This is a genomic window from Citrobacter sp. C5_2 (genome assembly GCF_014596845.2).
GTDB lineage: Bacteria > Pseudomonadota > Gammaproteobacteria > Enterobacterales > Enterobacteriaceae > Citrobacter > Citrobacter werkmanii.
Genome location: NZ_CP115032.1, coordinates 4,150,492 through 4,163,612 on the forward strand (window position 1 = coordinate 4,150,492; position 13,121 = coordinate 4,163,612).

A 13,121-nucleotide genomic window follows, 5' to 3' on the forward strand; every position below is an offset into this window, starting at 1 on the left:
CAGGTTTGTTGTGAGGATTTAAACATGCTCGTCTATTGGCTGGATATTGTCGGTACCGCGGTATTTGCTATCTCTGGCGTATTGCTTGCCGGAAAACTGCGTATGGATCCCTTCGGCGTTCTGGTCTTAGGCGTGGTAACAGCCGTCGGTGGCGGGACGATCCGCGATATGGCGCTGGATAACGGACCGGTTTTTTGGGTTAAGGATCCTACCGATCTGGTGGTGGCGATGATCACCAGCATGCTGACGATCCTGCTGGTGCGTCAGCCCCGACGGTTGCCGAAGTGGATCCTGCCGGTGCTGGATGCCGTTGGTCTGGCGGTATTTGTGGGTATTGGCGTCAACAAAGCTTTTATTGCCGGAACAGGGCCTCTGGTGGCGATTTGTATGGGCGTGATTACCGGCGTTGGCGGTGGGATCATTCGTGACGTATTAGCCCGTGAAGTGCCGATGATTTTGCGCACCGAAATCTACGCTACAGCCTGTATTATCGGCGGGATCGTACATGCGACCGCGTTTTATACTTTTGATGTTTCACTGGAAAACGCCAGTATGATGGGGATGATTGTCACCCTGCTGATTCGGCTGGCCGCCATTCGCTGGCATTTGAAATTGCCGACGTTTGCGCTGGATGATAACGGGCGTTGATATGACGATACAGAACATGTAGGCCGGATAAGGCGTTTACGCCGCCATCCGGCACATTGCCCGGTGGCGCTGCGCTTACCGGGCCTACAACATCAGACCATCAGTATTACAGACAGCAATCAGATGCTGAAAGAAGAACCACACCCGCAGGTGCTTTTAGCATTCGGGTTAGTCACAACGAAGCGGGAACCTTCCAGACCTTCGGTATAGTCAACCGAACCACCCACCAGATATTGCAGGCTCATCGGATCAACCACCAGACCAACACCTTGTTTCTCAATGGTCATATCACCATCGTTCACCTGATCATCAAAGGTGAAACCATACTGGAAACCGCTGCAACCACCGCCAGTGATATACACGCGTAATTTCAGATTCGGGTTATCTTCATCAGCGATCAGGCTTTTTACTTTATTGGCTGCTGCTTCAGTAAATTGCAGTGGCAGCGCTACGTCATCACTCATATTTTGCTCCAAACGACATTGGCAATTGGGCAAATTATAACCCAATGGTTAAAGCCATTATCTAATACCCTGGTATTTCGTTCAAGTATTCTCACCAGCGGTAGTCCCCTGACTTTTTGCCGCCTGCTCCGCTTCCTGTTTTGCCAGCGTGCGGGCAAGGATAGTCGAGTATAGCGGCTTTCCGCCCATAAATTGGGCTAATAGTGTTGCGCCAAGACAGGTAATAATCATTGGCAAAATGAGCTGATAGTTATCGGTCATCTCCAGCACCAGCACAATACCGGTGAGCGGCGCCCTTACCGAAGCCGCCAACAAAGCCCCCATTCCGGCAATGGCAAAAGTTCCGGCCTCCAGATGATACTGCGGAAAAGAGGCCGCTGCGGCCATACCGAACGCGGTACCAAGCAGCGTACCCAACGCCAGCATCGGGGCAAAAATCCCGCCAGGCGCGCCGGACGAGAAGCACAGCAGCGTGGTAATCACCCGGGCAATAAAGATAAACAGCAGCAGACCGACGCTAAAATTGCCCGCCGCAGCAATCGGGATCAGGTTAAACCCACCACCCGCTGCTTCAGGTTTAATTAATCCGAGGATCCCGCACAAGCCGCCAATCGCGCCGCCCATGAGCACCCATTTTTTAATCTCACCACCGTGGAAACGCTGGAACATATCCTGGGTACGCAACACCATGGTATTAAACAACGGTCCGACGCAGCCAAAAACAATCCCCAGCACCAGATACAGCCACAGCGTATTCACCGGCGCATTGGAGAGCTTGCCAACTTCAATAATTGGAGCTTCACCATTGAAAACGCGAAACACAATGCTCGACATGATGACGCCGGTAAACACGGCTTTGATCGACACGAGGTTATAGCGAAACTGCGGACGCATCTCTTCAATAATGAACAGGATCCCCGCCAGAGGGGCATTGAACGCCGCCGACAGGCCCGCAGCGGCACCGGTAGCCAGCAGAGTATGCCGCGCTTCGGCGCTGCGCATACGAAAAATATCCAGCACCATACGCCCTATGTTGCCGCCAATCTGCACGGTCGGCCCTTCTCGCCCGAGCACCATCCCAGCGCCCAGCGTACCCATACCGCCGATAAATTTCACCGGCAGAACGCGCCACCAGCGCACAGGTCGCAATTCCTCCAAAGCGCCTTCAATCTCTGGGATCCCCGAACCGCCCGCTTCCGGCGCAAATTTACGCACCAGAAAATAGCCGACCATCGCCAGCAATGCGGAGAGGATAAACGCCAGCGGCCACAGCAAAATGGCATGGTCCGCAACCTGAGCCAGCGCGCCGATGCGCTGATTCTGCACCCAGGTCACCGCTTTCTCAAACGCCACGCCCACTAGTCCCGTCACGGTACCCACTACCGCGGCCATCAAGAGGATCGCCAACGGCGTTTTGTCTCGTTCCAGGAGTCGACGGATTTGATCCCTGCGGCGTAAACGCACAATTTGTTGTGCTTCAAAAGAGGGAGTGTCAGTCTTCATCAGATGATCATTAATTGGTAATACAAATACGGAATCGGCATTCTACTCGCACATTTCACGAAAATCCCCTGCAAATCGCATTGTTTCAATTGCGTAAAACTTTCATAACCTTCTCTGAATAACTAGAATAGCGGGCATTTACTTTTTCTACGAACCAGGACCCCATCCATGAGTAAGTCTGAAAATCTCTACAGCGCAGCACGCGAACTTATCCCCGGCGGCGTTAACTCCCCCGTTCGCGCCTTTACTGGCGTGGGTGGTACTCCGCTGTTTATCGAAAAAGCAGACGGCGCGTATCTGTATGATGTCGATGGTAAAGCCTATGTCGATTACGTCGGTTCCTGGGGACCGATGGTGCTGGGCCATAACCATCCGGCAATCCGTAATGCAGTGATTGAAGCGGCAGAGCGCGGTTTAAGTTTCGGCGCGCCAACCGAGATGGAAGTGAAAATGGCGGAACTGGTCACTGAACTCGTACCGACCATGGACATGGTGCGCATGGTGAACTCCGGTACGGAAGCGACGATGAGCGCCATCCGTCTGGCGCGCGGTTTCACCGGTCGCGATAAGATCATCAAATTTGAAGGCTGCTACCACGGCCATGCTGACTGCCTGCTGGTCAAAGCCGGTTCCGGCGCGTTAACGCTGGGCCAGCCGAACTCCCCTGGCGTACCCGCTGATTTCGCGAAACACACCCTGACCTGCACCTACAACGATCTCGCTTCGGTACGTGCGGCGTTTGAGCAATATCCGCAGGAGATCGCCTGTATCATCGTTGAGCCGGTCGCCGGCAACATGAACTGCATTCCGCCACTGCCGGAATTCCTGCCAGGCCTGCGTGCATTGTGCGATGAGTTTGGCGCGCTGTTGATCATCGATGAAGTGATGACCGGTTTCCGCGTGGCGCTGGCCGGTGCGCAGGATTATTACGGCGTCGTTCCGGACCTGACCTGCCTGGGTAAAATCATCGGCGGCGGGATGCCCGTTGGCGCATTCGGTGGCCGTCGTGATGTGATGGATGCCCTTGCGCCGACCGGTCCGGTTTACCAGGCGGGTACGCTGTCTGGTAACCCGATTGCGATGGCGGCAGGTTTTGCTTGTCTGAACGAAGTGGCCCAACCGGGTATTCATGAAACGCTGAATGAACTGACAACGCGTCTGGCGGAAGGTCTGCTGGAAGCCGCCGAAGAAGCGAACATTCCTCTGGTGGTTAACCATGTGGGCGGGATGTTCGGGATTTTCTTCACCGATGCAGAAACCGTGACCTGCTATCAGGATGTGATGGCATGCGACGTTGAACGCTTTAAGCGGTTCTTCCACATGATGCTGGATGAAGGGATTTACCTGGCGCCGTCTGCCTTCGAAGCGGGCTTTATGTCTGTGGCGCACAGCGAAGAAGATATCAATAACACCATCGACGCCGCGCGTCGGGTGTTTACGAAACTGTAAAAGAGAACGTACAGAAACAAAGTAGGCCGGGTAAGGCGAAGCCGCCACCCGGCTTTTTTATTGCCGGATGGCGACGCAAAGCGTCTTATCCGGCCTACATGAAAAGAATCAGCCTCAGCGGCTCTGCTTTCTCAGCAGATAGATAAAGTACGGCGCGCCGATAAACGTCGACAGTAATCCCGCCGGGATCTGATACGGAAACAGCACCATTCTGCCGCACCAGTCGGCAAAGACCAACAGCACGCCTCCCGCCAGCGCCGAAATCAGCATATGCGGCATCGCCCGGCGAAAACCCATCATGCGAGCAATATGCGGCGCCATCAGCCCGACAAAGCTCAACGGCCCAATCGTCATGGTTGCTGTCGCCGTTAATCCCGCCGCCAACAGCAGTAATCCCACGCGTGACGGCGTCAACGCCAGACCGACCGCCCGCGCCGTATCGCCGCCAAGAGGTAAAATCGTCAACCAACGACGACATAGCGGCGTCAGCGCCAGCAAGAAAACCATCACTATCCCGGTATGCAATACCTGCTCGCCAGTCGCGTTATAGGTTGAACCGGAGATCCAGGTCAACACGCCCGCCATGCGCGGATCGCCGCTGGCCTGCAGCATCATTAGTAGCATTGTAAACGCCGTACTGAGCGCCATCCCAGCCAGCAGCATGCGGTGCGGCGAAAAACCGCCACGCCCGGCGGCAACCATGATGATAAGCAGAGTGACTGCCGCTCCGAGGCTCCCGGCGGGGAGCAGCCAGCCAAAGGCATTGCCGGGCACCAGAAACAGCATTAACACAACGCCAAATGCCGCGCCGGAACTAATACCGAGGACTTCCGGGCTGGCCATTGGATTTCCGGTCAGACGCTGAATAATGCAACCCGCCACCGCCAGCATCACCCCGGCAATCAGCGCCGCCAGAATACGCGGCCAGCGCCAGGGCATCAGTTCATCCAGCATCGATCCGCTGGCCCATGTCCAGCCGTGCGCATCACGTCCGAACGACAGTGCCACGACGACCGTCAGCAGTAAAATTGCGCCGCCCGCCAGCGCAAACATCAGGACATTTTGACGCTCAGCGGCGATGCGGTTGCTGGCATTCATATCCGGTGCGCTCATGCTCTTAAGACGCGGCAGCAGCCACAGCAGCAGCGGCGCGCCAACCAGCGCCGTCACCGAACCGGTGGAGACTTCCATCCAGACGCGGGTTAGCCACAGAATGATTTGATCGGAGAGCCAGAGGATCAGCGCGCCGATCAGCGGGGCCAACATCAGACGCGCCAGTAAGCGCCGGGCACCGAGCATTTTTGCCAGCAGCGGGGCAAACAGGCCGATAAAACCGATAATTCCGACAGCGTTAACCAGCAAGGCGCTGATGACAATCGCCAGGGTCAGTGCCGCCAGACGCGCCAGCGATAGCGCCAGCCCAAGGTTGCGCGCCACGCCGTCATCCAGTCCCATCAGCGTCATTGGGCGTAATAACAGCAGCGTCAACATCACGCCGCCCAGCAGTTGCGGCCACAAACGTTGAACGCCGCTCCAGTCGGTTTGCGTCAGCGAGCCACTGCTCCACAAAAACATGCTTTGCAGCTGATCGTGATGGAAAAGTACCAGCAACTGGTTAATCGCTCCGCAGTACAGGCTGACCACCAGACCGGCAAGGATTAGCGTCACGGGGGAAAGACGTTTGCCCCAGGCAACGCCAAACACCAGCGCGCCAACGATACAGGCCCCTGCCAGCGCCGCAAATTGCGCGGTCAGCGCCCCCGGAATCGCCCACAGCGTCGTGACCGTAATACCTAACTGCGCCCCGGTTGCGACACCTAACGTGGTTGGCTCCGCCAGCGGGTTACGCAGCACCTGCTGGAACAACACGCCGACCAACCCCAGCCCGGCGCCAACTAATAGCGAAATCGCCAGCCTCGGCAGCAGGCTGTAGTGGAAAACCATCTGCTCAATGGCATCGATATCCGGTGACCAGATGGCCTGTTGCCACTGGCTGCGCGGTAGCGCCACAGAGAAGTTAACCCAGGTGAGCCAGCAGGCAGCGACAAACAGAACCGCCAGAAGAAGCGTTGGGAACAGCGCAATTCGTTTACTCACGCTTTGCCTCCCAGTGCATTATCCAGGATGCGGGCAAAATGCATCGCGGACAGCGTTGCACCATAAAACCAGACGGCGGGCACGCGCTGAAAACGTCCGTCACGGACAAACGGCATCGCCTGCCATAACGGCATAGACATCAGCGCATCCATTTCTCTGTTGTTGCCGTGATCAAAGCACAGCACATCAACATCCTTATAGGCTGCAAGCCGGTCAATACTCACGGCAGTGCTGCCCCAGAAGTTGGTTTCTCCCTGCCAGGCGTTGGGGATCCCATATTCGTCCAGCACCTCCTGGAACAGGCTGTTCGGGCCAAACACCAGCATATGCCGCGAATCAAGCAGGGACGTCAGGAGCACGGGGCGCGCGCCACGTTGGATAAAGCGCTGTTTCAGGCTGGCGATAAAACGATCGTATTCAGTCAGATGGCGTTCAGCAGAAGCTGGCAGATTCAGCAACTGCGCCATTTCCTGCAGCGACTGACGCGCAACCGCCAGCGGCTTTTTGCCATCACTGAAGTTAAATCCCCGACCAGGCGCAATCCGCGCCAGTTTTTCGGGGGCGGGGCCATAACCAGCCGACCATACCAAAAACGAGGGTTTCATTTCGGTCAGTAGTTCGAGATTGGGTTCCGTACGTAGACCGACGTCAATCACCGAGTCCGGCAATGGGGGTTCATTGACCCACAGTTTGTAGTTAGGGATATCCGCAATGCCATACGGCACGATGCCCAGCGCCAGCAACAGCTCTACCGGCAGCCATTCCAGCGCCACAATACGCCGCGGATCAATCGCCGCCGCGTTAGCCGTATTCATCCGCCACAGCAGCGGCGACAGCGCCATCGCCGTCAGCAGCCGCCGACGGGTAATATGAGGTAATCCGATCATTAATAGACAAAACTCACGGGTGCGGCACCGGCCGGATGCGGCAAAATGCCCATCGGGATACCGTAAATCTGTTCCAGCGTTTCGCTGCGCATCAGTTCCGCAGGCGTTCCCTGAGCAATCATTTCGCCGCCGCGCAGCGCAACTAAATAATCGCAGTAGCGGGCCGCCATATTGATATCGTGCAGTACGGCAACCACCGTCAAGCCGCGCTCCTGACTTAAGCGATGCACCAGCGCCAGTACGTCGACCTGATGAGCGATATCCAGCGCAGAGGTCGGTTCGTCAAGCAGCAGGCAGCGGCTGTCCTGCGCCACAAGCATGGCGATCCACGCACGCTGACGCTCGCCGCCGGACAGGCTATCGACCAGACGATGCGCCAGGGGTTTTAAGCCCACCAATGAAATGGCTTCTTCTACTTTCTCTCTGTCGGCCACGCCAAAACGTCCCAGCGCGCCGTGCCACGGATAGCGGCCAATCGCTACCAGTTCGCGAACGGTCATCCCTTCTGCCTGCGGCAACTGCTGCGGCAAATAGGCGACCTTGCGGGCAAACGCTTTACTGCTCCAGTTCTCCAGCGGCTGTTCGTCGAGCAGGATCTCGCCTTCTGACGGCGGCTGATGACGTCCCAGCATTTTCAATAACGTCGATTTTCCGGAACCGTTGTGGCCGATAAGACCAGTCACTTTTCCTACGGGAAACGTTAACGAGAGTGGATGCAAAAGCGTGCGCCCAGGCACACGAAAGGAGACATTACGCAACGCAAAAGTGGTATCGGGATGGGATCTGTTTTCCTGCATAGCAGCCAACTTGTAAAACGGGCACGCAAAGCGTGCCCAAAGAGAAATTAGAAACGGAAGGTTGCGGTTGCAACGACCTGACGTTCTGCGCCCCAGAAGCAGCCATAGGTGTTGAAGCAACTGGCGACATATTCACGATCAAGCAGGTTGTTCACATGCAGCGCCACGTTGGAGCCCGCCATGCCGACGCGCGCCAGATCGTATCGCACTAACGCATCCACCACCGTGTAGCTTCCCACTTTGAAGGAGTTTGCCGGATCGCCGTAGCTTGAACCGGTTAAACGAGCGCCGGTTCCCAGCGTCAGGCCAGAGAGCGCGCCGTCATAGATGGTGTAATCACCCCACAAGGATGCCATATGCTTTGGCACCTGAGCAGGCGTATTGCCTTTGTAGTTGGTGTCGGTGGTGTATTCCGCATCGGTGTAGGTATAAGAACCGACAACGTTAACGCTGGCAGACAGCGCCGCTTTTGCTTCAATTTCCACACCACGTGAACGAATTTCACCGCCTTCAACCGAGAAAAGCGATCCATTCGGGTCGGCCATCAAATTATTGGTTTTGGTGAGCTGGTATACCGCACCGGTCAACACGATCGGACGATCGCCCGGCACGTATTTCACGCCAGCTTCGTACTGCTTACCTTTGGATGGCGCAAAGATATTGCCGCTAGCCCCGGTCTGGGAAGCCGGTTCAAAGGATTCGCTATAGCTGAAATACGGAGTTACACCATTGTCAAACAGATAGTTAACACCGCCACGCCAGGTGAACTGTCTGTCATCACGGGAGTCCTGCACGCCAGAAACGCGGTTCAGAGAATCCTGTTTAGCCCAGTCGTAACGACCCCCCAGAGTAACCAGCACCTTATCCCACTGCATCTGATCCTGAGCGTACAGACCAGTTTGTTCCTGTTTATTCAGAACACGATACGGAGCACCTGGTCCAGTATGCGCGCCAAAATCAAAGTCGCTGCGGTCAAGGTTATAGATATCTGACGGCGCTACAGAACCAGCCCAACCAAACCAGGAGTTGATGTCGTTACGCATACGCATATAGTCAACGCCGGTCAGCAATGTGTGATCCAGGGAACCGGTAGCAAATTTGCTCTGCACCTGCGTATCAACAGCAAAGTTCTGCAATTTCTCATTATCGTCAACGTACTGACGAGTCAATGTATGATCCCAATCTGACTGAGGAACGCTGGCACAAGGACTGTTAGCCGGATCTTTTGTATAGAGCGGATCTGAGCACATGCCGTAGCCATACACGCTGTTCTGCGAAACTTTGTTTTGCGCATAACGCAGATTCTGACGCACGGTAAAGGTGTCGTTAAATTCGTGGTCGAAGCTGTAGCCCACCATCTTCTCATTACGAGAGTAGGTATTGTTGTTTGCGCCTTCGTTGAAATCGGTGGGCAGACGTGAACCGTTTGGCAGCTTAGATACGGTACCCTCCTTCGGCAACCAACCGTAATAACCGGTTTCAGGCTCGTTCTGGAAGTAGGAGAGGAAGGTGAAGTTTGTCTTATCATCCGGACGCCATGAGAACGATGGCGCGATAGCGTAGCGTTGCTCTTCTGCGCCCTGCTGTTGTGCATTAGCGGAACGCGCCAGGCCGGTCAGGCGGTATGAGTACACGCCATCGTCATCCAGCGCGTCGCTGAAATCAAACCCGGTCTGGAACAGGCTGTCAGTGCCCATTTTGAACTGAACTTCTTTCAGCGGCTCTGTCGTGGGGCGCTTGCTGACCATGTTCAACAACCCGCCAGGGTTGCTCTTTCCGTAAAGAACGGAAACCGGACCGCGCATCACTTCAGCGCGCTCCAGCATATAAGGATCGATTACCGCATCGTTGTAGAAGTTACCCTGCATCTTCAGGCCATTCAGATAGTTGTTCTGACTTTGGCCGTCTGCCGCGAATCCGCGAATAATCAGATAGTCATAGGTATTGGATGCGCCACGCGTACCCACGGCGACACCAGGAGTGTAACTGAGCGCCTCTTTAACCGATTTCGGCTGATGTAACGCCATCTCTTCAGCGGTGACCACTGAAATAGACTGAGGAACTTTTTGAATCGGAGTATCGGTTTTGGTCGCCGTAGCAGACTGTCGTGCGGCGATGGTTGCCGCTGGCCCCCATGCACTTTCCTGCGGAGCAGGCGCTGCGGTTACGGTGATGGTTTCTTCTTTCGGTTGAACCGCCGCCTGTGCATAGACAGACATGCCGCTAACCGCTGTGGCTACCACAACTGCAATTTTACGCAGCGAGGAATTTGGCTGAGCAGTTTTAATACGCGCCATTGGTATTTCTCTGATGAAAGTGAATGATAACGTAAACGAGAATTATTATTATAACGAGAGCATAATATTCGAAACGCTGTTGCAAGCGCAAGCAATACGCGTCCCTACTAAAACTAAGGGGTTAAGAAATAACCAGATGAAAAGAAAGGGTTAATAAATTAGGCTGGCAGGAGGCGTTACGCCCTTGCACAGTAGGCTTGATAAGCGTAGCGCCATCAGGCAAAACAATGACGGATGGTCGAATAGCAGCGTGGTTATCCTGCGCGAATAAAGAAAAACCCGCCGAAGCGGGTTTTGTTGAGGGATTAGTTCCCGCCGAACATATCCTTAATCCAGCCCGCTACGCCGTCGCTGTCTTTCTTCTCTTGCTGCGCCGGTTGCTGCTGTTGAGGCTGCTGTTGCTGCGGCTGTTGAGAAGATTGATCGAACGGATTACCCGACTGCTGCAGCATTTCCCCCTGCTGACACAGTGAGTCTGGATCGGTGGTCCATACTGGCAGCGTGCGCATCCCACCACTACACACGAAGTTGCCGTCATAGTCCACGCCCATATCCACCACATCCTCCGGTGGCGTCAGCACCAGCGGGGTTGGAGTCTGGTTAGCCAGATAACGCTGATAAATCGACATCGCGCCGCTGGCACCGTACAGCTTGGTTGGCTGGTTGTTATCACGGCCCACCCAGGTGATGGTCACCTGGCTGCCGTCAATCCCGGCGAACCAGGTATCGACGTTGTTGTTGGTGGTCCCGGTTTTACCCGCCAGATGCAGCCCAGGATACTTCGCGCCAAGCTGGCGGCCTGTACCACGCTGAACCACCTGCTGCATGGTCCACAGCGTCATATACGCCGCCTGCGCCGGAACGGCACGCTCAGCCTGCGGGAAGCTCTGGTACAACACCGTGCCATCTTCGGCAATCACCGAACGCAGCGCCGACAGCGGCGCGCGGTTCCCACCGCTGGCAATAGTCTGGAACGCCTGCGCCACTTCGATTGGCGTCAGGTTCAGCGCCCCCAGCAGCATAGCCGGAACCGGGTTAAGCTGATCTTTCGGCGCGCCCAGCTTCAGCCAGGTATCGGTCACGGCAGGCAAGCCCAGCGCCATCCCCAGATTCACCGTGGGTACGTTCATTGAGCGCGTTAACGCGTCCACCAGCATCACTTTACCGCTTTCGCTATAGCGACGGTCATCGTTCTGCGGCGACCACACCTGGCCGTTCGGCTGACGCAGCGCAATTGGCGCATCGGCAATCCAGGTATTCAGGCGGTACAGCTTCGGCTGGCTGAGCGCCGTCAGATAGGTCGCCGGTTTCGCCAGAGAACCAATCGAACGACGCGCCTGCATCGCACGGTTATAGCCCGCGAATTGCGGCTCTGCCCCACCGACCATGGCGCGAACTTCGCCGCTAAAGCGATCAACCACCACAATCGCCGTTTCCAGATCGCTCAGCTTACGTTGTTTCTTCAGCACCGGAATGCCTTCCACCGCCGCTTTTTCTGCAGCGTCCTGCGCCACGGAATCAAAGGTGGTGAAAATTTTCACGCCGGAGAGATCTTTAACTTTATCGCCGAGCTTCGCCTGTAGCTCCTGACGCACCATCTGCATAAACGCTGGCTGTGGGGAGATGACCCCGCCGCGCGGTTGCACGCCTAACGGACGCGCGCTCAGCATGTCATATAGATCCTGGTCGATAATCTGCTGCTGTTGCAGCAGACGCAGCACCAGGTTACGACGCTCCAGCGCCAGCTTCGGGTTACGCCACGGGTTATAAATCGACGCCCCTTTCACCATCCCAACCAGCAGTGCTTGTTGGTCGAGGCTTAACTCTTCCACCGGACGACCGAAGTAATACAAGCTCGCCAGCGGGAAGCCTCGGATCTCGTTGTCACCGCTCTGGCCGAGATAGACTTCGTTCATGTACAGCTCAAGAATACGGTCTTTGCTGTAACGCGCATCCATGATCAGCGCCATATAGGCTTCGTTGGCTTTACGCCAGTAGGAGCGCTCGCTGGAGAGGAACAGGTTCTTCACCAACTGCTGGGTCAGCGTACTGGCCCCCTGTACCGTACGACCTGCCGTCAGGTTCGCCAGCACTGCACGGCCAATGGAATAGAGACTGATCCCGTCGTGTTCATAGAAGTGACGGTCTTCTGTCGCCAATAGCGTGTCCACCAGCAGATCCGGGAAGCCGCTACGCGGGACAAACAGGCGCTGCTCGCCGTTTGGTGAAGAGAGCATGGTGATCAGACGCGGATCGAGACGGAAGAAACCGAACTGGCGGTTGTTATCCATATTCTCGATGGTGTCCAGATGATCGCCGTCAAAGGTCAGACGCGCGCGCACCTGCCCTTCTTTGCTGTCCGGGAAGTCAAACGGGCGACGAATCATCTCAATGCTCTTCGCCTGTACGGTGAATTCGCCCGGACGCGTCATCTTCGACACCTGACGATACTGCGTGGCCTCCAGCAGCTTCACCATCTCATTCTTGCCGATGGGCATTTCTGGCTCAAGGTTAACCATGCGGCCATATACCGCCGCCGGAAGTTGCCAGACTTTGCCATCAATACGGCTACGAATTTTTTGGTCCAGATACACGCCGTAAATGGCGATCAGCACCAAAAAGACAATCGACAGTTTTACCAGCAGCCAGAACCAGCCGCGCTTACCACGAGGCTTACGCCCTTTGCCCTTACCCTTACGCGGCATCGGTTCTTCATCCTCATAGTCATCATCATCATAATCGTCGTCATACTCTTCATCTCTGAGTTGACGACGGCTCACCTTTTGTTTTACCGGACGCGATGGTTTCCCTTTACGTCCAATTGGCTCGCGGTCATTCCCCGCCATGCTTTTTCTCCGCAACATTCAGGCGCAAGGGCCCGATTCTCTGTTCTTCCGTCCTGCGACAGAAGAAGAAATCTCTCAATTATTACCGCTCTTTCGCCGGATACGGCATAACGCCTTATCCGGCCTACAGTTA

The 13,121-nt window shown here is 55.7% G+C and carries 9 protein-coding genes and 1 pseudogene; 2 read left to right on the top strand and 8 right to left on the bottom strand.

What is annotated here, in order from left to right:
• Nucleotides 1-24: 24 nt before the first annotated feature.
• Nucleotides 25-648 carry a TRIC cation channel family protein gene (locus ICA20_RS20280; RefSeq protein ID WP_038637378.1) on the top strand — a complete coding sequence of 208 codons (624 nt, stop codon included), beginning with the start codon at nucleotides 25-27 and terminating at the stop codon, nucleotides 646-648.
• 119 nt (nucleotides 649-767) lie between these two features.
• On the opposite strand, the gene erpA is transcribed toward ICA20_RS20280, so the two are convergent.
• The 3 genes and pseudogenes from erpA to clcA form a co-directional block, all read right to left on the bottom strand.
• The gene (gene erpA / locus ICA20_RS20285) at nucleotides 768-1,112 is read right to left on the bottom strand and encodes an iron-sulfur cluster insertion protein ErpA (protein ID WP_006686771.1); all 345 of its coding nucleotides are present in this window, start codon (nucleotides 1,110-1,112) and stop codon (nucleotides 768-770) included.
• A pseudogene (gene yadW, locus ICA20_RS20290) lies at nucleotides 1,105-1,170 on the bottom strand (small protein YadW). The gene erpA and the pseudogene yadW overlap by 8 nt, the downstream one beginning before the upstream one ends.
• 23 nt (nucleotides 1,171-1,193) lie before the next feature.
• Nucleotides 1,194-2,615, bottom strand: coding sequence for a H(+)/Cl(-) exchange transporter ClcA (gene clcA, locus ICA20_RS20295; protein ID WP_038637374.1), 1,422 nt, complete (start codon nucleotides 2,613-2,615; stop codon nucleotides 1,194-1,196).
• Between the two features lie 168 nt (nucleotides 2,616-2,783).
• Here clcA and hemL point away from each other — a divergent pair, with 168 nt between their 5' ends.
• Entirely contained in the window at nucleotides 2,784-4,064 is a 1,281-nt protein-coding gene (gene hemL, locus ICA20_RS20300; RefSeq protein WP_038637369.1) for a glutamate-1-semialdehyde 2,1-aminomutase, read from the top strand.
• Between the two features lie 114 nt (nucleotides 4,065-4,178).
• Here hemL and fhuB read toward each other — a convergent pair whose 3' ends face one another.
• The 5 genes from fhuB to mrcB form a co-directional block, all read right to left on the bottom strand.
• On the bottom strand, nucleotides 4,179-6,161 hold the full coding sequence (fhuB, locus tag ICA20_RS20305) for a Fe(3+)-hydroxamate ABC transporter permease FhuB (protein ID WP_038637365.1): 1,983 nt from the start codon (nucleotides 6,159-6,161) through the stop codon (nucleotides 4,179-4,181).
• Nucleotides 6,158-7,048 carry a Fe(3+)-hydroxamate ABC transporter substrate-binding protein FhuD gene (gene fhuD / locus ICA20_RS20310; protein WP_038637362.1) on the bottom strand — a complete coding sequence of 297 codons (891 nt, stop codon included), beginning with the start codon at nucleotides 7,046-7,048 and terminating at the stop codon, nucleotides 6,158-6,160. Before fhuD ends, fhuB begins: the two co-directional genes overlap by 4 nt.
• Nucleotides 7,048-7,845, bottom strand: coding sequence for a Fe3+-hydroxamate ABC transporter ATP-binding protein FhuC (gene fhuC, locus ICA20_RS20315; protein WP_038637358.1), 798 nt, complete (start codon nucleotides 7,843-7,845; stop codon nucleotides 7,048-7,050). The genes fhuD and fhuC overlap by 1 nt, the downstream gene beginning before the upstream one ends.
• Before the next feature lie 47 nt (nucleotides 7,846-7,892).
• On the bottom strand, nucleotides 7,893-10,142 hold the full coding sequence (gene fhuA / locus ICA20_RS20320) for a ferrichrome porin FhuA (protein WP_038637353.1): 2,250 nt from the start codon (nucleotides 10,140-10,142) through the stop codon (nucleotides 7,893-7,895).
• A gap of 305 nt (nucleotides 10,143-10,447) precedes the next feature.
• Complete coding sequence (mrcB, locus tag ICA20_RS20325) at nucleotides 10,448-12,988, bottom strand: bifunctional glycosyl transferase/transpeptidase (RefSeq protein ID WP_038637350.1); 2,541 nt, start codon at nucleotides 12,986-12,988, stop codon at nucleotides 10,448-10,450.
• Nucleotides 12,989-13,121 lie beyond the last annotated feature (133 nt).

What these genes read in the sequence shown, in the direction of transcription:
- mrcB (WP_038637350.1), bottom strand. Translation starts at nt 12,988, where the DNA reads ATGGCGGGGAATGACCGCGAGCCAATTGGACGTAAAGGGAAACCATCG.
- erpA (WP_006686771.1), bottom strand. Translation starts at nt 1,112, where the DNA reads ATGAGTGATGACGTAGCGCTGCCACTGCAATTTACTGAAGCAGCAGCC.
- clcA (WP_038637374.1), bottom strand. Translation starts at nt 2,615, where the DNA reads ATGAAGACTGACACTCCCTCTTTTGAAGCACAACAAATTGTGCGTTTA.
- fhuC (WP_038637358.1), bottom strand. Translation starts at nt 7,845, where the DNA reads ATGCAGGAAAACAGATCCCATCCCGATACCACTTTTGCGTTGCGTAAT.
- ICA20_RS20280 (WP_038637378.1), top strand. Translation starts at nt 25, where the DNA reads ATGCTCGTCTATTGGCTGGATATTGTCGGTACCGCGGTATTTGCTATC.
- hemL (WP_038637369.1), top strand. Translation starts at nt 2,784, where the DNA reads ATGAGTAAGTCTGAAAATCTCTACAGCGCAGCACGCGAACTTATCCCC.
- fhuD (WP_038637362.1), bottom strand. Translation starts at nt 7,048, where the DNA reads ATGATCGGATTACCTCATATTACCCGTCGGCGGCTGCTGACGGCGATG.
- fhuA (WP_038637353.1), bottom strand. Translation starts at nt 10,142, where the DNA reads ATGGCGCGTATTAAAACTGCTCAGCCAAATTCCTCGCTGCGTAAAATT.